A 23,440-nucleotide genomic window follows, 5' to 3' on the forward strand; every position below is an offset into this window, starting at 1 on the left:
AAAGGAGCAGGAACCCTATCATCATGGGTTCCTGCTCTTTTTTCACATTCTGTCCAGGTTGATCTTAAACTTATATTTATCCGCCCGATAAACGGATCGTACCAATTCAAAAGGGGTTCCATCTTCCAGGAAAGAATCCCGTTGGATGAAGAGCACCGGCTCCCCGCTTTTCACCTTCAGATGCTTTGTATCCGCTTCTGTCACAAGTGTCGCTTCCACTGATTGAGTGGCATGACTGATGTGAAGGTTTAACTCTCTTTCGATATAATGGTACAGGGATTTCTCCAATATTTCCTGATTCAATCCAGGAAGCAGCCTGACGGGTATATAACTCGTCTCCAAGGCCATCGGTTCGCCGTTTGCAAGGCGGATCCGCTTCATCGTATAAACTAGTTCTTCTTCCTCCAGAGAAAGAAGCTCCCGGATATCCTCCGATGCCGGGGAAATTTCGAAATGCAATAATTTATTGCCAGGCTCGAGTCCCCTGCTTTTCATATCTTCGCTAAAGCTTGTCAGTCCTTGGAGGCTTTGTTCGATTTTCCGGTGGGAGACGAATGTGCCCCGCCCTTTCTCCCTATATAAGACATTCTTATTCACCAGATTGGTAATCGCCTGTCTCACGGTCATCCTGCTGATTTTAAATGACTCAGCAAGCTCCCGTTCCGATGGCAGGGCGTCCCCCGGTTTTAGCTCTTCAGACTGTATTAAATGGTTAAGGTGTTCTTCTAACTGATAATACAAAGGAAGAGGAGAATTTTTATTAACCACGAACGGTTCTCCTTTCGATCTAACGGGTTTTATTTCATTATATCTGGCATGTATATAACAGACAACAATGCGATGAGGACAATCCCTGTCCTCTCCTTTATTTCAGCTTTCTCAGCTCGTCTGCGACAAATTCCACATCCGTTCCCACAATGACTTGAAGGTTCCGATTATTCACCTTCATCACACCTTTCGCCCCGTGAGCTTTTAACGCTTTTTCGTCTACCAGTGTGACATCATTGATTTCGAGACGTAATCGTGTGGCACAGTTATCAATGACGACCAGATTTTCTTTACCACCCAGATCTTGAAGGAAGTGAGAAGCCATGATTTCGTACTTACTATTCCCGACTGAACCTTTATCCGGTGCCACCACATCTTCATCATCTTCACGACCCGGAGTCTTCAAATTAAACGTCTTGATCAAGAAAGTGAAGAGCAGGAAGTAGATGATCCCGTAAAGAATTCCGACTCCAAGTAGCAGCCAAGGTTTTTGACCAATTTTGAAATTAAGGATGTAGTCAAAGGCACCCGCCGAGAAACCGAATCCATGATGAATGCCAAGTACATAGGTAACGACCATAGAGCTCGCCGTCAGGACAGCGTGAATCCCGTAAAGGACAGGAGATAGGAACATGAAGCTGAATTCTATCGGCTCAGTGATCCCTGTTAAAAAAGAAGTGACGGCGAGTCCGATTAACATCCCTGCTACATTGGCACGCAGATGTTTTTTGGCCGTCACGATCATGGCGAGACACGCTGCCGGAAGACCGAACATCATGATCGGGAAGAAGCCGGTCTGGAACGTTCCGGCGGTAGGATCCCCTGCAAAGAAGCGTGGAATATCCCCTTTCACGACTTCACCCGCTGCATCTTTGAATGTACCGAATTCAAACCAGACGAGGGTATTCAATACATGATGCAGTCCAACCGGAATCAGGAGACGATTCAGCAGGCCGAACACACCGACTCCCGCCGCACCTGCACCGATGATCCATTCACCGATGGAATTGATCCCGCTTTGGATCGGTGGCCAGATGATACCGAAGATCCCTGCGAGTACAACCATGGATGCTGCCGTCACAATCGGAACGAAACGTCTGCCTCCAAAAAATCCGAGCCATGCCGGAAGTTTAATATCATTAAAACGGTTATATAATAAGCCTGCCACGACTCCGGATATAATCCCTCCGAAAATCGCCATATTGGAATCGGGATCCAGGGCTTTTAAACCGCCCGTCAGTACCAAATAACCAATGGCACCGGCCAATCCGGCTGTACCATTTCCATCTTTCGAAAATCCGATCGCCACACCGATCGCAAAGATTAAAGCTAAATTCTTAAATATGGCATCTCCTGCTTCAGACATGAACGCGATTCCTAATAGATCATCCTGACCCAGGCGCAGCAATAAGGCTGCTGCCGGAAGAACCGCGATGGGAAGCATGAGTGATTTACCGATTCGTTGTAAAAAACCTAACATACTATTCTCTCCTTTAGTTTCAATTGAAAGCGCTTAGACAGAATCATATCATTAAAAAGGAATAGATGTCTATACCAATTTATTCATTGGGACTTATTGCTTTATAGGTTTGTATAGGTTCCCAAACTAATTTTACATGTAAAATATTCATTCAATCCTCTAACTGGTATAGACATCTATACTTACTGGTGGTATTGTAGAATGGTAAAGTACACAAGGAGTGATTTCAATGACCTCAAATATAGAAAAACTGCTGATACTGAATGGAACGATCTATGCAGAAGATAAAGTGTATGAAAAAGGCTATATCAAAATAGAAAATGGCATGATCACCGAATTGGGTGAACGCTCCCGTTTGACCGGTATAGAAGAGTTTAAAGTGATTTCCCTTCCCCATGGGTATAGTGTGGTCCCGGGAATGATAGATATTCATATCCATGGCGTAAATGGAGCCGATACCATGGATGCGACCAGGGAAGCCCTTGATACGATGACCGGGACTCTTCCGAAAGAAGGGACCACGAGCTTCCTCGCCACAACCATGACAGAAGAGTCCGAGTCAATCGAAAAAGCATTGAAGAATACTGCAGATTATATGGCCAATCATCAAAAAGGCGGTCAGGCGGAAATTCTGGGACTTCACCTGGAAGGACCGTTCATCAACCCTGACCGGGCAGGCGCGCAGCCTCTCGATCGAATTCAAAAGCCGAGTGTCGACATATTTAAACGCTGGCAGACACTCTCTCAGAACCAAATAAAATTAGTCACCCTCGCCCCCGAGCTTGATGAGGATCATGAACTGATCTCTTACTTAAAAGAAAACGGGATCATCTCTTCAGTGGGCCACTCCAGTGCAACCTTCGATGAAGTCGGGGAAGCCATCGACGCCGGCTTGTCCCATGTGACCCATTTGTTTAATCAAATGTCAGGCCTGCATCATCGTGAGCCCGGTATTGTCGGGGCATCCTTCCTTCGACAGGAACTGATGGTGGAATTGATTACAGACGGCATCCACGTCCGCCCTGAAGTGATTCAACTCGCTTTTAATCAGATCACAGATGAACGCTTGATCCTTATCACCGATTCCATGAGGGCGAAATGTCTGAAGAATGGTCAGTATGAGCTCGGCGGCCAGATGGTGACGGTCAAGGATGGGAAGGCTTTATTGGATGAGGACACATTGGCAGGAAGCGTCCTGAAAATGAAAGATGCTTTCACAAACATTCAAACATTCACAACGGGCGATATGAGGAGTGCCATTAAAATGACCTCAGAAAATCCGGCAAGGCAATTGAATGTGTTTAACCGGAAAGGAAGCCTTTCCCCCCTTAAAGATGCAGACATCGTCATACTGGACGAAAACAAAGATGTATATGCCACAATATGCAAAGGGAAAACAGCCTATCTTCGAGAGGATGAAACTCATGAAACTAATAGAAGTTAAAGACTACCAGGAAATGAGTCATGTCGCTGCGGACTATCTGTTATCCAAGGTGAACAAAAACAAAAAAATTACCCTGGGACTAGCCACAGGAGGCACACCCCAAGGTCTTTATAAAGCATTGATCGCTGACCATCAGGAAAATAACACCTCCTATCAGCAGGTGTCTTCTTTCAATCTGGATGAATACATCGGACTGTCCGGCGATCATCCCAACAGCTACTGTCACTATATGAATGAGAACCTATTCAATCATATTGATATCCCGTTAGAAAACACACATATTCCTTCAGGGAAAGCCGCCGATCTTGACGGGGAATGTGAAGCGTATGATGAAAAGATCCATTCCGAGGGAGGAATCGACCTTCAGGTACTGGGAATCGGAAGCAATGGACATATCGGATTCAATGAGCCGGGCACTTCTTTTGACTCTCCCACCCATATTGTCGAGCTTACACAATCCACCCGTGAGGCCAATGCCCGCTACTTCGATTCCATCAATGACGTGCCGACGCATGCGATTACAATGGGTATCGCCTCCATTTTAAAAAGCAAAGAAATCCTTCTTCTCGCCTCTGGCCACTCTAAACAGAAGGCATTAAAAAAGTTAGTGGAAGGTGAAATATCAGAGGACTTTCCTGCGTCTGTCTTGAATCGCCATTTGAATGTGACGGTGATCGCCGATAAGGAAGCACTGGCTCTGGTGAAAGATCATAAATTGATGACTAGATGAAAGGGTAAGGATGTAAAAATAAAGCATGAAAAAAAGCGGTGAACAATCCAATGTTCTCCGCTTTTTTTATCATGCAAACACCATTTGTACCCAATAGTATAACAGGAATAAAGTAAATACCGTTGCAGCGGGGATGACGATCAAGGAGACACTCAAGTAATCCTTCCAGTTGACTTTAATATGATTTTGTCTCAGGATATGCATCCAGATAAGTGATGCCAGGGTGCCTATTGGTAAAAGCAGGGAACCGATATCACTGCCGATGACATTGGCAAGATAAATGGTTTTAAGCGTTATGGGGTCCAGTCCCATTTCCGTCAATGTTATCGTCCCGACCATGAGTGCAGGGTGATTATTAAAGATATTTGAAAGAATCGAAACCAATCCCCCCATGGTGAAGCTCGCCTGCAGGAGTCCCTGGTTGACGATCGGTTCACAAAGCGCAACCAGCATATCCGTCAACCCTGCATTATGCAATCCATAAATGATGACATACATGGAAAACGCAAAGATCAGAATATGCCAAGGTGTTTTTTTCAATATATCCAATGGGTTAGTACCCAAATGGTACCATCTCCATAACAGGAGTACGGTTGATCCAAGTACCGCAACCAATTCAATCGGGATCGCAAAGAAGGAAGCGACGAAAAGGAGACAGCGCATGACGAAGACAAACAGTAGCACTTTCAACATGAAGGCTGTTCGCTTTTTCTTGGTTTCCACTGAAATCGTCCCTTTCAGTGGATGGAAATTCTTCGTGAAAAATCTCTCTTCCACATCATGTGTGGACCTTGGTAATGTCTTCGGTAATTTATTCTTTAATACGATGAACATCAGCACTGACATGAACACCAATCCTAATGTCGCAGGTACAAACATCATGGCCGTATGCATGTAGAGGGTCATATGAACAATCTCCAGTGCAATCAAGTTCACAATATTACTTACTCCAATCGGGGCACTAGAAGCGGTGGCAATCAGAGCACCACTCAATAGATACGGAATCATTTCATGGGGTTTTAGTCGAAGATTTTTAAGAAGCAGAATCAGGATGGGGGTTGTAATGAGAATACTTCCATCGTTATTGAATAACAGGGTCATGGTGAAACAAAGCAATTGAATGTACCAATATAAGCGATATCCTGAGTATTTAGACCATTTCACCATACGGGCAGCCACCCAGTGAAAAAAACCGAAGCTTTCTAAAATGACTGCCATGACAATGGTTGCCATGATCGTAATAGACGCCCCCCCTATTTTATCGATGATATCTGCAACGTCAGAGAAGGATACAGTCCCCATCATAAAGATGATCAACGCCCCTACTGATGCAGGCCATGCCTCATTCATCCCACCGGGCCTCAAAAAAATCACTACCATCGTCATCACGAATACAAATATCGTCATTCCTATCGTGAAAGACATATTTATTCTCCTTTCTAAATGATCGGCATGCACAGTTTGATCTGCATGTCCCATTCCCTATATGTATATTCACCCCTATAGAAGTGGACTGGTTTTTCACCTAAATCTAGCAAAATGTATGTTTGTCACTCTAGTATATTTGCCGGTCCGTGACAGGTGCGGAGGAAGCATGGCGGTACAATTATTAAACAAACGCCCTTATATAGTTTCAGGAGGGACCAAGCCCTGTATAATGAATTTTTTTAAGCAAAGCAAAGAATATTTCAAAAAAGCATTGACGGAAGGCATGAACATTTCATATAATAAATCTTGACCGAATCACGGGGCATTAGCTCAGCTGGGAGAGCGTTTGGCTGGCAGCCAAAAGGTCAGCGGTTCGATCCCGCTATGCTCCATACCGAAATGACATAAAAAGGCGTCCTTATTTATACAATAAGGACGCCTTTTTTATTGTGTTGAAAATGGGTTTATTGTCCTGGTTCTAAGGGTAGTAGATAAAAAGTAAATTTATGGATAAAATATGACGTTGTATGACTCTATCCGCAAAAGGAGAATGATATGAAACCCATAAAGCCTCTATTTCGTTTAGCCTTGTTACTCCTCCTTCTAACAGGATGTCAGGGAGATGCAGAAAATGCCGCTACTAAGGAAAAAGGCGGACAGAATCCCGGTCAACCTGCCCAGGCTTCCAAGGATGTGGACTTATCAAATACCCCGGAAGAATGGATCAATGAGGATGAGGGCGAACTCTATCAAAAATACATAGAAAAGAAAAGCTGGTCCAAAGAACCCGAAGCCTATAAAAAAGCTACAGGGAAGGCCATCGATGAATATATGAAGAACATCGTTACGAAAGAAACGGAGAAATGGACCGAACAAAATTGGACACAGTCCATCCTCTCAAGCCTCCAGACGGGGTACGGTGATATTGCCTCTGAGCTTGAAAACTATGAGGTCGTATATGAGGAAATGAAGCTTCCCGATGGTAGACTTCTGCAGGATGTCCCGATGGATGAAATCACCGAAAAAGAAGACAAAAAGGTGAATGTCGCCTTGTTGATCGATTCAAGCGGAAGTATGAAAGCCGACGTGGATGGTGAAAGCAAGATGTCCCTTGCCAAGGATAGCCTGAAAAGCCTCGCAAAGGAGTTACCCGAATCCGTGAATGTTTCCCTGATCGCGTTCGGACATAAGGGAACAGGCAGTGATGCCGATAAAGACATGTCATGTAAGGCAGTCGCGTCTATCTATCCCCTTCAACCGTATGAGGAGGGCGCCTTCTCGGAATCACTGAAGAAATTCGATCCGAAGGGCTGGACCCCACTGGCATCAAGCATCGAATTGGCCAACGAACAACTTACTTCCCATAGTGACGAAAAGACGGAGAACTTCATCTATGTCGTGAGCGATGGAATCGAAACCTGCGATGGGGATCCCGTGGCTGCTGCCAAAAAGGTGAAGGCGGACAATACCAATGTCAAAATCAATATTATCGGATTCGATGTGGACTCAGAAGCCGACGGGCAATTGAAGAAGGTGGCAGAGGCCGGTGGCGGAGAGTACTCCTCTGTGAAATCGAAACAAGAATTGTCTGAAATTGAGAACGTGTGGAAAGAAGTCATCAATAAAAATACGTGGAGATGGTGGGCTGTCAATCGGTTCAGTGATAATGTTTGGACGACAGTCGATCATTATAATGCCTTGAGGGATATCGTCTCTACCTATCAAACGATGATTCGGAATGAAGAAAACAGGATGATCCAGATTCTCAATCGCCTGGAAAAAGAGGAGCTCATTGATTCAGAGAAACGCTCTGCCATCTCTTCTCTCCTGGATGACCGTCAAGAGAAAATCAGGAACTACCTGAATGACCTGGAGTCCAATAAGCACGAAGAAGTGAAAACCGTTTCTGATGAGCTGGATAAACGATTGGATGCGATCAAAAAGCAGGTTGGGATATAAACTGGGAGCCGGTCATATGACCGGTCTCTTTTTTCGTGTGATTTGATTGACTTTTCTGAATACTGTAAGTACCATTTTCTTTATAAGGAAAAGCACGCCGATTACATACGCTTCCTTTTGACGATTGCATTTCTTCCGGCAGAGATGAAAGGAGAACAAAGATCATGAATCAGTATGGAAACCAAGTCCAAAATGAAATTTATCAAAGGAAGGTCCGTCCCTCCATCCCTTTCCGGTTTGAAGAGCTGGAACAAATGGCACGGGAAAAGCTTGAGGACGGCCCGTTTTATTATGTGGCGGGAGGTGCAGGCGGTGAGGGGACGATGCACGCGAACAGGAGTGCCCTCGACCGCTGGCAGATCGTCCCCCGTATGCTGAATAATGTCGAGAACCGCGACCTGAACGTGACTTTATTCGGGGAAATCTACTCCTCCCCCCTCCTCCTTGCACCGATCGGAGTACAATCCATCGTTCACCCTGATGGGGAGCTGGCGTCAGCCCGCGCGGCGGCATCCATGAATGTCCCGTTCATTGCAAGTTCAGCGTCTACTTACTCCATGGAAGAAATCGCTTCCGTCATGGGGGAGTCCCCAAGATGGTTCCAGCTGTATTGGAGTAATGACCTTGAGATTGCAGCAAGTATGCTTCAGAGGGCTGAAGCGTCAGGATACTCCGCTATCGTCGTGACCCTTGATGCCCCGATGATGGCGTGGCGTGAATACGACCTTGAAAACGCCTATCTTCCCTTTTTGTCGGGAGAAGGAGTCGGTAATTACGTGAGCGATCCTGTCTTTCGTTCAAAATTGAAAGAACCCCCTGAAGTCGACCGGAATGCAGCTGCCATCCTCTGGTCCCAAGTGTTTGGCAATGCAAGACTGACATGGGATGACCTGGACTTTCTGCGTGTACATACGAGTCTGCCGATCCTGCTGAAAGGCATTCTCCATCCCGACGACGCCAAGCTTGCCATCGACCGGGGAATGGATGGAATTATCGTATCCAATCATGGTGGAAGACAGGTTGACGGGGCCATCGGAGCCTTAGACTCTCTGCCCGTCATATGCGACGTCGTGAACGGGCGTATCCCTGTGCTCTTTGACAGCGGGATCCGGCGTGGAGCCGATGTCGTAAAAGCCCTTGCCCTCGGAGCAGATTCCGTTCTCATAGGCAGGCCCTATATGTACGGTCTGACCCTGGCAGGTGAACAAGGGGTGAAAGAAGTGATCCGGAATATATTGGCCGATCTCGATTTAACATTGGCCCTTTCAGGTCAATCATCTGTTTCCGAATGTGATGCCTCCCTTTTGAAAGACGTGAAGGACGGTTCATTTCATTCAAAGAAAGGGTGGAACGCACAGCCAACTGCAGGATTCAAGTCATAGTGAAGGAGCCTCTGTCCAATTCGGCAGAGGCTTTTTCGCGCAGATGATATTAGCCCCCTGCCAAGGGTTTTTCCATGGTATACTTTCTTCTATAAAGGGGTTGATAAATATGGAAAAATATCCAGAATTTAAAACAGAGAGATTGGTTCTAAGACAGATTGCAATGGAAGATGTCGATTTTCTTTATGAACTTTATACGTCCGTGGACGTTCTCCGCTATTTCGGCATGAGTCCGATAGAATCAAAAGACGTGGCGGTCAGCATGGTTGAAAACTATGAAAAGCACCTGGAATCAGGCGGTCCCATGCGTTGGGCCATCGTGGAGAAAGATTCCAACAAGATGATCGGGACATGCGGTTTCCATGGCATTTCGAAGGCTTATAAACGCTGCGAAATCGGATATGACCTTCATCCCAGCCATTGGGGTAAGGGAATCATGGGTGAAGCCCTGGCCCCACTACTCCATTACCTTTTTTCAGAAAAAGGAATGATTCGTATAGGAGCAGTGATCGTTCCTTATAATAAGGCATCGGCCCGGGTAGTGGAGAAGCTTGGATTCAAGCAGGAAGGTTTGCTGAGGGAATATATCCTACAGGATGACCAGGCATTTGACGCATATATGTACAGTTTATTGAAGAAAGAATGGCTGGATTAGTTATGAGACGAACCTGAATAGGAAATAATGGTCAGTGCATATGAAAAAGGAGCTGGTAGAATGGTACAGCAATTGTTTCATGGGTTCTTGCGCTGGCCCTTAGTTATTCGGATCTTCATGATTGCCATCACGCTGATGCTATCTTTCGGCACAGTCATTCATTTTATAGAACCTGATACTTTCCCTTCGCTATTTGACGGGATCTGGTGGGCCATCATTACAACGTCAACCGTGGGTTATGGAGATTTCGTCCCATTAACATGGGAAGGACGATTGCTTGGGATTGTACTCATCCTGGTTGGTGCAGGTTTCCTTTCAACCTATTTCGTCACACTGGCAGCCGAAACCGTCATGACCCAGAATGCCTATCTGGAAGGAAAGGCAACATATAAAGGAAAAGAACATGTCATCATCGTAGGCTGGAATGAGCGTGCACGGGAAGTGATCAATCAGCTGACCTCCCTTCAGTCAACCTGTGATATTATCCTGGTCGATGAAACCCTCCAAAAGAACCCCTATAACAATCATCATATCCATTTTGTAAAGGGGACTCCTTTCAAGGATTCCATCCTGAAGAAAGCCAATTTGAATGAAGCATCGATTGCCATCATCACAGCCGATCAAAATAAAGACGAAATGACTTCTGATATGAATTCGGTCCTGACCCTCCTTGCCATTAAAGGAAATCATCCCGGACTATATACCGTGGTCGAAATTCTCCAGAAGGATCAAGTCGCTAATGCGAAACGGGCCGGTGCCGATGAAGTCATCCAGACCAATATGCAGACAAGCTACGTAATGATGAATAGCATCATATCCCAGGGGATGTCCAAAACGATCTTAAAGCTGTTGAATCACCTTAAAGGAAATAATCTGAAGCTGATCCCTGTTGCAAAAGAGTACATCAATGAAAACTTCCATTCCCTTAGTGGACACCTACTCAAGCACAACATCATCCTTCTCGGCATTAAAAAAGGAGAAAACACATCCGTGAATCCTCCTTTAACGACGATTGTTGAAGAATCAGACGAACTTCTTGTGATTTCTAACTAGAAAACAGAGTGGTCTCAAGTTCCTTCACAAGTTCCTTCCCAACGGCAATGTACTTTTCAGGAAAACTTGCATCGGGATCCTGTGGCTCTGAAAATTGATTGACAGAACCGGAAAAGTTCCCTGTCGACGCAAAGTCGTCCAGGCCAATCTGGTATTTATGAGAAAGAAGGAACGGTTTACCGAATTCAACGGTAGCTCCCCTTGAGTCCAGTTGCCCGTCTACTGAGGTAAAAGGCACTCTTAGAAATTGATACCCGACCTCGTCATCAATTTTATAATCGAAGTAGCCGTGATCGTAATCCCAGTTACCGCCGATCGAATATCCAAGCGGCTTTAGTAGCTGTTCCAGTTTATACAGTTGATAATGCTGTCCTTCAATGCTTGATGAAAGCTCAATCACGTGGATGCATCCCCTTTCTTTTAGGGATAGTTTCTCCTAAAAGAAAAGAAAAATGTAAAAAGAGCACTGAGATTTACTCAGTGCTCTTGTTCATTATTTCAGGCGTTTTTCAAGCTCGGCTTTCTTCTCTTCAAAGCCTGGTTTACCAAGAAGGGCGAACATATTCACTTTATATGCTTCCACTCCCGGCTGATCGAATGGATTCACACCAAGAAGGTATCCACTCATGGCACATGCTTTCTCGAAGAAGTACACCAGGTAACCGAATGTGTAGGCATCCATTGCAGGAATTTCCACGATCAGGTTAGGTACCCCTCCATCTGTATGGGCAAGCAGTGTTCCTTCAAATGCTTTATTATTCACGAAGTCCACAGTTTCACCTGCAAGATAGTTCAATCCATCCAGGTCACTTTCCGCTTTCTCGATTTTCAGCTCATGACGGGGCTCTGAAACCTTGATGACTGTTTCGAAAATGTCACGGCGTCCTTCCTGAACGTATTGTCCAAGAGAATGAAGATCTGTCGAGAAGTTTGCAGAAGAAGGATAAATCCCTTTTTGGTCTTTTCCTTCACTTTCACCGAACAGCTGCTTCCACCATTCAGCAAAGTACTGTAATCCCGGCTCATAGTTGATGAGCATTTCGATTGTCTTGCCTTTGTTGTATAGTGCATTACGAACAGCAGCATATTGATAAGCAGCGTTTTCCGTCAGCTCGGAATTGCTGAAATCTTCACGGGCCTGCGCAGCACCGTTCATCATCGTCTCGATTTCCACTCCGCTGACGGCGATTGGAAGCAATCCTACTGCTGTCAGGACAGAATAGCGTCCTCCAATATCATCTGGAACGACGAATGTTTCATAGCCTTCGTCTGTCGCCAGTGTCTTCAGTGCACCCTTCGATTTATCCGTAGTGGCATAAATACGTTTACGTGCTTCTTCCACCCCGTACTTTTCTTCCAACATATTGCGGAAGATACGGAAGGCAAGGGCAGGTTCAGTCGTCGTACCGGACTTTGAGATCACATTGATGGAGAAGTCTTTTCCATCAAGAAGATCCATTAAGTCTCTCATGTATGTGGAACTGATGTTTTGTCCAACGAATAACACTTGTGGAGTGGAACGCTTATCTTTCGGAAGAGCGTTATAGAAGCTGTGGTTCAGCATCTCAATCGCCGCACGCGCCCCTAGGTACGATCCACCGATACCGATCACAAGAAGGATATCGGAATCATTCTTGATTTTCTCCGCTGATTTCTGAATGCGTGAAAATTCTTCTTTGTCGTAATCTACAGGAAGATCGATCCAACCAAGGAAGTCGCTCCCTGCACCTGTTTGTTCATGTAGTGAATGATGGGCAACCTTAACCGCATCACTTAAGTATGTAAGTTCGTGTTCTCCAAAAAACGATAACGCTTTTGAATAATCAAAACGAATGTGTGTCATAACCATCCTCCGATTAAAATATTTTCTTCTATCTCACTTTATCGAAAGCTGACCCGAGAATCAAGAAAGCCCCCTCTATGTAAGCGTGTGCACGAAAAACTTTTTATCCACCATAACTCTCACCCGCTTATATTCCCCTAATTCCTGGGAAGAAAACCCGATATTTTTGGAATCTGCCGAGTAAAACAAAAAAGAGGGACGGACCTTTACCCAAGGTCCGTCCCTCCCCACTACATTATAGAGATGCTCTTAAAATCGCAAGGACGTCGTCTTTGTTTAGTTTATTGAAGTTACCGAATTCGCCGTTGACCATGGCTTTGTCTGCCATAAGGTCTAATTGGCTGTCGTCGATGTCATAGTCCGCCAGGCGTGTAGGTGCACCCAGGCTTGACCAGAATTCGCGAAGCTTTTCGATCCCTTCAAGCGCCACTTCCTCTTCCGATTTGCCGGCTGGGTCGACGTTGAATACACGTTCAGCCATTTGGGCGAATCGTGATGGATTCACTTTCAGGTTATGCTTCATCCAGTTCGGGAACAGGATTGCCAGTCCACCGGCATGAGGAATGTCATATACTGCTGACACGGCATGTTCGATGTTATGGCTTGCCCAGTCACCGTTATAACCCATTTGCAGCATTCCGTTAAGGGCAATCGTACCGGAGTACAGAATCGTCTCACGAAGCTCATAGTTTTCAAGATCATCAATCAGCTTCGGAGCTGTTTCGATCACTGTTTTCAGAACAGATTCACACATGCGGTCTTGAAGCGGTGTGTTTGTAGCATTATTGAAATACTGTTCAAACACGTGACTCATCATGTCCACCATGCCATAGATGGTGTGATCCTTTGGTACGGTAAACGTATTTTCAGGATCCAGGATGGAGAATTGAGGGAACGTCACCGGGCTTCCCCACCCATATTTCTCGTTTGTTTCCCAATTCGTGATAACCGATCCGGCATTCATTTCAGAACCAGTTGCAGCTAGAGTAAGCACTGTTCCAAATGGAAGGGCTTCTTTTGCAAATGCTTTCTTCGTGACCAGGTCCCATGCATCTCCATCATATTTAGCACCTGCAGCGATGGCTTTCGTACAATCGATGACGCTTCCGCCGCCGACGGCCAGGATAAAGTCGATGTTCTTCTCCTTAGCGATTTCCACTCCTCGTCTTACTGTAGACAGACGTGGATTTGGCTCAACTCCGGATAATTCAAATACTTCACTATCAATCCCTTTCAGAACTGACATGACTTGATCGTATAGTCCGTTACGCTTGATGCTTCCTCCGCCGTACACGACAAGCACCTTTTTACCATATTGAGGCACCAATTCTTTCAATTGTTCTACTTGTCCTTTACCAAAAATTAATTTAGTCGGATTGTAAAATGTAAAGTCATTCATTTTTGTTACCTCCTTGTATTCTATAAGGGCCGATTTATTTCGTTACCCAAAATGTTCTTAGCACATTTTCTATTATCGAATATATCATCCCCAAATTGCAAAGAACTTGCACAAGGAAATTTTACTATGGGCAATATGAATAGGAATGGACTCAGGGGGAAACTTATGAATGAGCCATTGAATAGAAGGAGGAAAACAACATGAGTGGTATTCAGCGTATTGCTTTGGTTCTTACGATCATTGGTGCTATCAACTGGGGACTTATCGGTTTCTTTCAATTCGATCTTGTTGCAGCCATCTTTGGCGGACAAGATGCAGCTCTATCCCGTATCGTTTACGGTTTAGTCGGAATTGCCGGCCTTATCAACCTTGGTCTGTTATTCAAACCAACGGAAGAGCTTGAAAGAGAACCGCATACAGAGCCGACAAGATAAAATAAGAACCTTAACTAAAAAGGTGACCCACCCCGGGTCACCTTTTCTCATTTCAATAACTTCTTGATAATCTGCAAGCCGAATCGCCCACTTGGATAACGGAAGCTCATATCGAACTTTGTCGTCTGTTTCAAGATGCTCTTATAATGGGAGAAGGTCGAAAAGCTCGATTCTCCGTGATAATTTCCGATTCCGCTCTCCCCTACCCCGCCGAAAGGAAGATAAGGCGTAACGATGTGCATGAGGGTATCATTTACGCATCCACCCCCATAGGAAATCGATCCATTGATTTTCTCTTCTGTGATGGGGTTTTCCGTAAACAGGTAAAGTGCCAAAGGTTTCGGACGCCCGGTCACGAACTCGATGACTTCATCCAGATCCTCATACTCGATGACAGGAAAAACAGGGCCGAAAATCTCATCCTGCATCACCGGTACAGAAAAATCCCTTGGCTCCATTAAGGTCGGTTCGATTTTCAAGCTAGCGGGATCAACATTTCCACCTAATAGGATTTCCCCGTCTTCCAGATAGCTTGTCAGACGATTGAAATGGCGTTCGTTGACAATCCGTCCGAATTTATCGCTTTTCAAAGGTTCAGTCCCATAAAACTCAATGACGGTTTTCTTAAATTCAGTGATGAATTCATCTTTCTTGCTTTTATGGATAAATAAATAATCCGGTGCGATGCAAGTTTGTCCAGCATTTGTCACTTTCCCGAAAGCGATACGCTTGGCGGCTAGAGGGATATCCGCCGTTTCATCGACAATACACGGGCTTTTCCCGCCGAGTTCAAGGGTTACCGGGATCAACTGCTTGGCCGCGGCTTCCATGACCACTTTCCCGACAGGCACACTTCCGGTGAAAAAAATATAATCAAAACCTTGTTTGAGAAGATTCTGGGTCGTCTCCACTCCGCCCTCTATGACAAACAACTGCCTTGGATCAAAATGCGTGTTGATCATTTGAGCGAGTAATGCAGAAGTAGTCGGGGTGAGCTCCGAAGGTTTGATGATTGCTGTATTCCCCGCTGCAACCGCTCCGATGACCGGTGCCAGGGCGAGCTGGATCGGATAATTCCACGGTGCGATGATCAAGGTGACTCCGTATGGCTCTGGCACAGTATAGGCCTTCGATCCAATATGGGTTTTCGCCGTTTTCATTTTTTTCGGTTCTGCCCATTCATCGATATTCTTAAGGACGAATCGAATCTCCTCCAGAAGGATGCCGATTTCCGTCGTATACGCTTCCATGTCGGATTTATTCAAGTCTTTCTTCAGGGCACTGATGATTTCTGTTTCATGATTTTTTATGACGGTGTAGAATTTTTCTAACAAATCTTTTCTGTATTGAAGGGGACGGGTCACCCCGGACTTAAAAAATTGCTTGTGCTGTTGAAGACTCGCTTCTATCGCCTCGAGAGAAGCTTCCTCTATAAACAATTCAGTAGACATTTGTTTCCCTCCGAATCTTTAATGTTTATAAGTTTAAACATAAGAACTAAAATTCCGCAAGCATTGTGCATATACATATAGGCATTTTCAGTGATTTTACCCTAAACCACGGCTTCCTAATCATTTCTACATTCCTTTCGGGAACTCCTTTAAATACAAGGCTCTATTCGTAAACTTTATTGCTATGTAAGGTAGCGAGTAGTGGTTGATTTCCGCTGCAGGTGCTCGCTTTCCGCGGGGCTGGCGGTGAGCCTCCTCGGCTGCAAGTGGTGTCCTCTCCTTGTCCAGCTCCGGCGGCTAGCCCCTCGAGGTCATAAGCTAAATGATCCAAGAAGGCAAAAAACGCCTTCCCGGCCCATTCAGCTTATGCTTGTCGGGACTGAGCAAGCCGCCTCCGCTTTTCGTTGTTTCCCGCAGGAGTCGAGCACCTTCCGCTACAATCAACTTTATTGTAATTGGAGGGTTTACCTACTTCTGTACACCTCTAGAAATCATCATTTTCTATTTGTAGAGTGGTCGATTTCAGCTTGAATAGTAAAATGCTGTTTCATTCGTTTTTTCACTGGTAAGCTCTGTCACGCTATCTCATTTAGATGGGGAGGGGAACGGCGTAGACTCCTGCGGAAAAACGGACGAGACAAGACCCCGCAGCGAATGCGAGGAGGCTTGGCCGTTCGTCCGCCGGAAAGCGAAGCCGTTCCCCTCACCATCTATCCATACACACATAGACAGAGACTCAGAGTTCTTATGTTAGAAAACAACAAGCTTTACGAAAAGCACTAATAAAAAAAGAACGTACCCCATAAAAAATGAGAATACGTTCTTCTTATTCATGCGATCGTTACACCCAACCTCTAAATCTTGAGGCTTCAGCCATTTTGCGTGCGCCGACCATGTATGCGGCTAGTCGCATATTCACTCGACGATTCTGAGATGTTTCGTATACATTGTTGAAAGCTTCGACAAGTTTAGCATAAAGCTTCTCGTTTACTTCTTCTTCTGTCCAGTAGTACCCTTGATTGTTCTGAACCCATTCGAAATAAGAAACCGTTACCCCTCCGGCACTTGCCAGTACGTCCGGCACCAGGAGGATTCCTCTTTCTGACAGAATTCGTGTTGCTTCGAAGGTAGTAGGACCGTTTGCAGCTTCTACCACAATGGATGCTTTAATATCATAGACATTGTCTTCCGTGATCTGATTTGAAATCGCTGCAGGTACAAGGATGTCACACTCGAGTTCCAGCAGTTCCTTATTTGAAATCGTGTTTTCAAATAAAGTCGTTACAGTACCGAAGCTGTCCCTGCGATCCAACAGATAATCAATATCCAAACCAGCCGGATCATGGAGAGCTCCATGGGCATCGGAAATCGCGATGACTTTTGCACCGGCATCATTCATGAATTTTGCAAGGAAGCTTCCGGCATTACCAAATCCCTGGATGACGACGCGTGCACCTTTAATATCGATGCCGCGCTTCTTCGCTGCTTGTTCGATACAGATGGTCACACCTTGAGCCGTTGCTTTTTCACGGCCTTGGGAACCACCAAGGACGATCGGTTTTCCTGTAATGAATCCCGGTGAGTCATTTTCACGGAGACGGCTGTATTCATCCATCATCCAAGCCATGATCTGAGAATTTGTGTACACATCAGGTGCCGGGATATCCTTGGTCGGCCCAACGATCTGACTGATGGCACGTACGTAGCCGCGGCTTAGCTTCTCAAGCTCAGTGAAGGACATCGTGCGCGGATCACAGATGATCCCGCCTTTCCCTCCACCATATGGCAGATCCACAATCCCGCATTTCAAGCTCATCCACATGGATAAAGCCTTGACTTCCTCTTCATCCACTTCAGGATGAAATCGTACTCCACCCTTTGTCGGACCTACTGCATCGTTATGTTGTGCACGGTAGCCTGTAAATACTTTGATACTGCCATCGTCCATTCGGACAGGGATCCGGACGGTCAACATACGAATCGGCTCTTTCAGAAGTTCATACATTTCTTCCGTATATCCAAGCTTCGATAAAGCATCATTGATGACATGCTGTGTAGAAGTAAACAGATTAAGGTTTTCTCCCATTGTAAACATTCGCCTCTTTATTATGTGATCTGAAACGTTGTTATTGTAACATATTACCGTATCTTAAACCATTGACTTGGGAAAGAAATAATTTTTATTTTCAAGCGTTTTCAAGTCTATTAAAGAAAAAAACTTCTCAGTCCGCCTGCGCTATCAAGACAGTACTTTTTTGATTCTTTCGATGGCCCAATCGAGGTCTTCTTGTGAGATGACCAGCGGCGGGGCAAAACGGATGACTGTATCATGTGTTTCTTTACAAAGCAGTCCTTCTTCTTTCAGTTGTTCACAGTATTTGCGGGCCGGTTCTGTCAGTTCCACCCCGATAAATAATCCGCTTCCACGAACTTCCTTAATCATAGGATTATCTATCTCACGAAGTTTACTCATAAAGTATTCTCCCATTTGAAGGGAACGGCCTGCAAGATCTTCATCGATCAATACATCAAGGGACGCAACAGACACCGCACATGCCATCGGATTCCCTCCGAACGTCGAGCCATGTGACCCTGGATTGAATACGCCCAGCACTTCTTCATCAGCAACCACACATGAAATCGGGAATACTCCGCCTCCGAGTGCTTTTCCAAGGATGTACATATCAGGATTGACATCTTCCCATTCACATGCAAACATTTTTCCGGAACGGGCCAGCCCTGCCTGGATTTCATCAGCAATGAAAAGGACATTATTCTCCTTACATAATTCATACGCCGCTTTCAGGAACCCCTTTGGAGGGAACACGATTCCTGCTTCCCCTTGGATCGGTTCGATGAGGAACGCCGCTGTGTTTGGTGTGATTGCTTCTTTCAACGCATCAAGGTCCCCGTAAGGAATCAGGTTGATTCCCGGAAGCATCGGACCGAAGCCCCGTTTGTATTCCTCTTCTGAAGAAAGGGATACAGCTGTCATCGTCCTGCCGTGGAAGTTTCCGTTACAGGCGATGATTTCAGCGCTGTTTTCGGCAACGCCCTTTACATCGTATGCCCAGCGTCGAGCCGTCTTGATCGCCGTTTCCACAGCTTCAGCACCTGTATTCATCGGAAGAGCCATGTCTTTACCCGTCAGCTTACAGATCTTCTCATACCACGGTGCCAATTGATCATTATGGAACGCTCGTGACGTCAGTGTCACACGGTCTGCCTGATCTTTCAGCGCCTGGATGATCTTTGGATGACGATGTCCCTGGTTGACCGCTGAATAGGCGCTGAGCATATCCATATACTTATTGCCTTCAGGATCCTTTACCCATACACCTTCCGCTTCTGAAATAACGATCGGAAGTGGAAGATAATTTTTGGCACCATACTTTTCTGTTTGTTCGATGATCGAATGCGTACTTACTGTCATACTGATTCCTCCTTCGATATTTTAGATCTTTCTCTTTTTTATAAAAGGATGAAGCCTCTGTTTTCAAAGGCCCCTCCCGTTTTCACTCTTAACGTGGTACTGATGTTGTTTTTACACCAAGGTGAAGCAGAGTCTCAACTGTCCTGCTCCCTTAAAGAAAGATTTTATTCATCCTCATCTTTAAGTGTGCAAAAAATATTTGCATTTAGAAAACCCTTACATTTATAATAATGCAAAAGATAGTTGCGTTTTTCAAGAGTTTTTTAAAAATTTTTTATCATTCCACTCTTTTTGCGGATCCCGATGAGATGGGGCTCGCTTCCATCCATGTCAGTATGGGAAATCCGTACAAGAAAGAACCATAGATTAACAAGGGGAGAGAAACAGCATGCTGGAATCTGAAAAACGATTGTATATGTATGAAAAAGTCGCTGAACATCTCGAATCAGGTGTCCATGTCATCGATTCTACCGGAAGGACCATCATCTACAATCGCAAGATGCGTGAAATTGAAGGAATGGACATTGAAGACGTCCTGGATAAAAATCTGCTGGATGTTTTTCAATTTCACTCCGAGGAAGAAAGCACCCTTTTAAAGGTTTTGAAAACCAATAAACCTACCCTCAATGTCAAGCAGACCTACTTTAATATGAACGGAATCGAAATCACGACGATGAATGATACCTTCCCGATTTTTCTCGATGAAATGCTGATCGGAGCCATCGAAATTGCCAGGGACATCACCAAACTCGAGAAGGTGATGAGGGATCAGATACATAAAAAGCCCAGCAGTTTCTTCACCTTTGATAGCATCATAGGGCATCACCCCCGGCTCTGTGACGCTGTCGAAACAGGGAAACGGGCGACTCGGACCTCTTCCCCTGTCTTGATCTGCGGCGAAATCGGGACCGGGAAGGAGCTTTTCGCCCAAAGCGTTCACAACGACAGCGCCCGTGCCAACCGTCCCTTCATCACCCAGAACTGCTCTTCTTTACGCGATGACATGCTTGAAGAAATTCTTTTTCATGACAAGAGTGAGGGGAAAGACCCTGAACATCACCGTCCCTCTCTCTTCCGACAGGCACAGGGAGGAACTCTCCTCCTTGACGAAATCAACTCATTATCCCCTTCCCTTCAGGAGAAACTGTTAAACTTCCTCTCCAGAGGGACGGAGCTTCCATTTGACGTCAGGGTGATGGCAACGGTGAACGAGGATCCCATCGACGCCATTGCAGAAGGGCGGTTATTGAAGGAGCTGTATTATCGGCTGAGCATCGTGTCTATCTTCATCCCTTCTCTCCGTTCGAGAAAAGAAGATCTGACTGAGCTTGTGGGTTATTTCATCAACCAGTTCAACCACCACTTCGCCATGAATATCAAGGGGATATCCGACGAAGTGCGGGAGATTTTCCAACATTATGACTGGCCGGGGAACGTACGGGAACTGGAGCATGTCATGGAAGGGGCATTCAACCTTGTAGGGTTTGAGGAAGAAATCGGCTACAAGCATCTTCCCTTCGGATTCAGGCAGAGGATCCAACATAGTGTGACAGATGATGAAAGCCAGGATGGAGCGGAATTCCTCTATCAATCAGGCACGGAAATCAAGCCGTTGGAACTTTTCATAGAAGAAGCCGAAACCTATTATATTCAGAAGGCATTGAAATACCACGACTTCAATATCACCAAGACTGCGAAATCATTGGGGATGAGCAGACAGAATCTACAGTACCGTATACGGAAATACGGGATCGAGCGGAATTCATTTTAATTGGTTGGAGACCACTTTCTCTTTTGGGGCAGTGGTTTTTTTGTTGGGTGAGAGGTGGCGGTTGGCGTTGTTCGACGGCGGCGAAGGTTATCGTTTATTTTTAGAAGGATTGATATATTTTCATAAAAAAAGAGACAACCTTTAAAACAGGCTGCCTCTTAAAGTGTCCATCTCATACTTTTATCAATTTAGAATCCGTAATGAATCGTACACCTTCCGTAGATTCCAGGGAGAATACTCCCCCTCTGCCTTCTTTCACATCCAATATGATCCGGAAATGCTTCCAATATTCATATTGCTGTTCGTTCATATAAAAAGGACAGTCGGCTACAGTACCTACCAATACATCACTGTCACCGATGATCAGATCATCTTGACTCAAACACATAGGGGAACTGCCATCACAACATCCACCGGACTGATGAAACAAGAGGGCTCCGTGCTTTGCCTTTAACGTTTCAATCAGCTGGAGTGCTTGTTCTGTCGCCTCTAGTCGCTGCTCCATTTTAGAAGAATCCTAACGCTTTGGGACTATAGCTGACTAGTAAATTCTTGGTTTGTTGATAGTGTGACAGCATCATTTTATGGTTTTCACGACCAATACCGGACATTTTGTAGCCTCCGAATGCTGCATGTGCCGGATATTGATGGTAGCAGTTGGTCCATACTCGTCCTGCCTGAACCTCTCTGCCGAAACGGTAAGCCGTGTTCATGTCACGCGTCCATACACCCGCACCAAGTCCATAAAGAGTGTCATTGGCGATTTCAAGGGCTTCTTCTTTCGTCTTGAACGTCGTGACGGAAACAACCGGTCCAAAGATTTCTTCCTGGAAAATACGCATTTTATTATCGCCTTTGAATACGGTCGGCTTCACGTAGAATCCTGCTTCATGATCGCCTTCGAGTTTATTCTGCTCTCCACCGATCAATACTTCTGCCCCTTCTTCTTTACCAATTTCAATATAAGAAAGGATTTTATCCAATTGCTCCTGAGAAGCCTGGGCACCAAGCATCGTGTCCGTATCCAGCGGATTCCCCTGCTTGATTTGTTTCACACGCTCGATCGCGCGCTCCATGAACTTATCGTAGATGGATTCCTGGATCAGGGCTCTTGAAGGACAGGTGCACACTTCCCCTTGGTTTAGGGCAAACATGACGAATCCTTCGACTGCTTTATCAAGGAAGTCATCATCCTGATCCATGACATCTTCAAAGAAGATATTAGGTGATTTCCCACCAAGCTCCAATGTGACAGGAATAATATTCTGTGACGCATATTGCATGATCAGGCGGCCCGTTGTCGTTTCACCCGTGAAGGCTACTTTCCCTACGCGCTTGCTCTGTGCGAGGGGCTTCCCGGCTTCCACTCCAAACCCTTGTACCACATTCAGTACACCTTTTGGCAGCAGGTCTTCAATCAGTTCAACCAGTACCATGATGGATGCAGGTGTTTGTTCTGCCGGCTTCAATACAACACAGTTTCCTGCAGCAAGGGCAGGTGCGATCTTCCATACGGCCATGAGGATCGGGAAATTCCAAGGGATGATCTGGGCCACAACCCCGATCGGCTCATGGAAGTGATAAGAAACCGTATCGTTATCAATTTCCCCAAGTGAACCTTCCTGACCACGGATGCATCCGGCAAAGTAGCGGAAATGATCGACTGCGAGGGGTAAGTCCGCAGCCATCGTTTCACGGACCGGCTTCCCGTTATCCCACGTTTCGGCTACCGCAAGCATTTCGAGATTCTCTTCCATGCGATCGGCGATTTTGTTCAGGATATTGGCTCTTTCTGCTACAGACGTTTTACCCCATGCGTCTTTCGCTGCATGTGCCGCGTCCAATGCCTTTTCTACATCTTCTTTGTTTGAACGGGCGATTTTGGTGAATACTTGGCCCGTTACAGGAGATACATTTTCAAAATACTCCCCGCTTGCAGGCGGAACATATTCACCACCGATAAAGTTCTCATACTTGTCTTTAAATTGGACCAACGAACCCTCTGTATTCGGATTATTATAAAGCATCTAAGTTCCTCCTGATTTTATGTATTTTTATTTAGTTAAGCGCTTTCATTTTTCATTATATGCCATTTAGGAGGTACGGACAAGTATATTGTATAAATATTCTTTATTTTTAGTTAATTAATGACAAAATGCTCCATGAATGGACAAAACCTTTTCATAAAAAAAGATGACCCTATAGAAGGA

Annotated in this window: 19 protein-coding genes and 1 tRNA gene; 9 read left to right on the forward strand and 11 right to left on the reverse strand. The window is 45.4% G+C overall.

The features are described 5' to 3' along the window. Nucleotides 1–42: 42 nt before the first annotated feature. Nucleotides 43–768 (reverse strand): GntR family transcriptional regulator, encoded by a 726-nt coding sequence (locus M1J35_RS21290; RefSeq protein ID WP_254652223.1) that lies wholly within the window; start codon nt 766–768, stop codon nt 43–45. Nucleotides 769–865: 97 nt separating this feature from the next. Then, nucleotides 866–2,248: an N-acetylglucosamine-specific PTS transporter subunit IIBC gene (nagE, locus tag M1J35_RS21295; RefSeq protein WP_254652224.1), complete on the reverse strand. Its 1,383-nt coding sequence runs from the start codon at nt 2,246–2,248 to the stop codon at nt 866–868. Nucleotides 2,249–2,477: 229 nt separating this feature from the next. Between nagE and nagA the strand changes: the two genes are divergently transcribed. Beyond that, nucleotides 2,478–3,692 carry an N-acetylglucosamine-6-phosphate deacetylase gene (nagA, locus tag M1J35_RS21300; protein WP_254652225.1) on the forward strand — a complete coding sequence of 405 codons (1,215 nt, stop codon included), beginning with the start codon at nt 2,478–2,480 and terminating at the stop codon, nt 3,690–3,692. Continuing rightward, nucleotides 3,673–4,422 carry a glucosamine-6-phosphate deaminase gene (gene nagB, locus M1J35_RS21305; protein ID WP_224522085.1) on the forward strand — a complete coding sequence of 250 codons (750 nt, stop codon included), beginning with the start codon at nt 3,673–3,675 and terminating at the stop codon, nt 4,420–4,422. The genes nagA and nagB overlap by 20 nt, the downstream gene beginning before the upstream one ends. A 69-nt stretch (nt 4,423–4,491) precedes the next feature. On the opposite strand, the gene M1J35_RS21310 is transcribed toward nagB, so the two are convergent. Continuing rightward, complete coding sequence (locus M1J35_RS21310) at nt 4,492–5,847, reverse strand: arsenic transporter (RefSeq protein ID WP_224522084.1); 1,356 nt, start codon at nt 5,845–5,847, stop codon at nt 4,492–4,494. A 322-nt stretch (nt 5,848–6,169) separates the two neighbouring features. Here M1J35_RS21310 and M1J35_RS21315 point away from each other — a divergent pair. The 5 genes from M1J35_RS21315 to M1J35_RS21335 all read left to right on the forward strand — a co-directional run bounded on the left by M1J35_RS21315 (nt 6,170) and on the right by M1J35_RS21335 (nt 10,899). Then, a tRNA-Ala gene (locus tag M1J35_RS21315) sits at nt 6,170–6,242 on the forward strand. Nucleotides 6,243–6,405: 163 nt separating this feature from the next. Then, nucleotides 6,406–7,809: a vWA domain-containing protein gene (locus M1J35_RS21320; protein WP_254652226.1), complete on the forward strand. Its 1,404-nt coding sequence runs from the start codon at nt 6,406–6,408 to the stop codon at nt 7,807–7,809. Between the two features lie 164 nt (nt 7,810–7,973). Further along, a complete protein-coding gene (locus M1J35_RS21325) occupies nt 7,974–9,191 on the forward strand; it encodes a lactate 2-monooxygenase (protein WP_254652227.1) in 1,218 nt (405 codons plus the stop codon). A 109-nt stretch (nt 9,192–9,300) separates the two neighbouring features. Next, nucleotides 9,301–9,846 (forward strand): GNAT family N-acetyltransferase, encoded by a 546-nt coding sequence (locus M1J35_RS21330; protein ID WP_254652228.1) that lies wholly within the window; start codon nt 9,301–9,303, stop codon nt 9,844–9,846. Between the two features lie 60 nt (nt 9,847–9,906). Continuing rightward, nucleotides 9,907–10,899 (forward strand): potassium channel family protein, encoded by a 993-nt coding sequence (locus M1J35_RS21335; protein WP_254652229.1) that lies wholly within the window; start codon nt 9,907–9,909, stop codon nt 10,897–10,899. Here M1J35_RS21335 and M1J35_RS21340 read toward each other — a convergent pair. The 3 genes from M1J35_RS21340 to M1J35_RS21350 form a co-directional block, all read right to left on the reverse strand. Beyond that, the gene (locus tag M1J35_RS21340; protein WP_034763870.1) at nt 10,892–11,299 is read right to left on the reverse strand and encodes a YugN-like family protein; all 408 of its coding nucleotides are present in this window, start codon (nt 11,297–11,299) and stop codon (nt 10,892–10,894) included. The two genes, M1J35_RS21335 and M1J35_RS21340, sit on opposite strands and share 8 nt — an antisense overlap. Before the next feature lie 93 nt (nt 11,300–11,392). Continuing rightward, nucleotides 11,393–12,742, reverse strand: coding sequence for a glucose-6-phosphate isomerase (locus tag M1J35_RS21345; RefSeq protein ID WP_229597290.1), 1,350 nt, complete (start codon nt 12,740–12,742; stop codon nt 11,393–11,395). Between the two features lie 235 nt (nt 12,743–12,977). Then, a complete protein-coding gene (locus tag M1J35_RS21350; RefSeq protein WP_034763865.1) occupies nt 12,978–14,141 on the reverse strand; it encodes an iron-containing alcohol dehydrogenase in 1,164 nt (387 codons plus the stop codon). Between the two features lie 200 nt (nt 14,142–14,341). On the opposite strand from M1J35_RS21350, the gene M1J35_RS21355 reads away from it, so the two are divergent. Then, entirely contained in the window at nt 14,342–14,575 is a 234-nt protein-coding gene (locus M1J35_RS21355) for a DUF378 domain-containing protein (protein WP_034763863.1), read from the forward strand. Between the two features lie 47 nt (nt 14,576–14,622). Here the strand turns inward: M1J35_RS21355 and M1J35_RS21360 are convergent, their stop codons facing one another. The 3 genes from M1J35_RS21360 to M1J35_RS21370 form a co-directional block, all read right to left on the reverse strand. Then, nucleotides 14,623–16,026 carry an aldehyde dehydrogenase gene (locus M1J35_RS21360; RefSeq protein ID WP_254652230.1) on the reverse strand — a complete coding sequence of 468 codons (1,404 nt, stop codon included), beginning with the start codon at nt 16,024–16,026 and terminating at the stop codon, nt 14,623–14,625. Between the two features lie 841 nt (nt 16,027–16,867). Continuing rightward, entirely contained in the window at nt 16,868–18,112 is a 1,245-nt protein-coding gene (locus M1J35_RS21365; RefSeq protein ID WP_034763858.1) for a Glu/Leu/Phe/Val family dehydrogenase, read from the reverse strand. Nucleotides 18,113–18,265: 153 nt separating this feature from the next. Continuing rightward, on the reverse strand, nt 18,266–19,459 hold the full coding sequence (locus tag M1J35_RS21370; protein WP_224522076.1) for an ornithine--oxo-acid transaminase: 1,194 nt from the start codon (nt 19,457–19,459) through the stop codon (nt 18,266–18,268). A gap of 388 nt (nt 19,460–19,847) precedes the next feature. Here M1J35_RS21370 and M1J35_RS21375 point away from each other — a divergent pair, with 388 nt between their 5' ends. After that, nucleotides 19,848–21,230 carry a sigma-54 interaction domain-containing protein gene (locus M1J35_RS21375; RefSeq protein ID WP_254652231.1) on the forward strand — a complete coding sequence of 461 codons (1,383 nt, stop codon included), beginning with the start codon at nt 19,848–19,850 and terminating at the stop codon, nt 21,228–21,230. Nucleotides 21,231–21,402: 172 nt separating this feature from the next. Here M1J35_RS21375 and M1J35_RS21380 read toward each other — a convergent pair whose 3' ends face one another. Beyond that, nucleotides 21,403–21,735 carry a DUF779 domain-containing protein gene (locus M1J35_RS21380; protein WP_254652232.1) on the reverse strand — a complete coding sequence of 111 codons (333 nt, stop codon included), beginning with the start codon at nt 21,733–21,735 and terminating at the stop codon, nt 21,403–21,405. 1 nt (nt 21,736) lies between these two features. Then, on the reverse strand, nt 21,737–23,257 hold the full coding sequence (gene adh, locus M1J35_RS21385) for an aldehyde dehydrogenase (protein WP_034763851.1): 1,521 nt from the start codon (nt 23,255–23,257) through the stop codon (nt 21,737–21,739). Nucleotides 23,258–23,440: the final 183 nt, after the last annotated feature.

The organism is Rossellomorea sp. KS-H15a (genome assembly GCF_024195245.1).
Lineage (GTDB): Bacteria > Bacillota > Bacilli > Bacillales > Bacillaceae_B > Rossellomorea > Rossellomorea vietnamensis.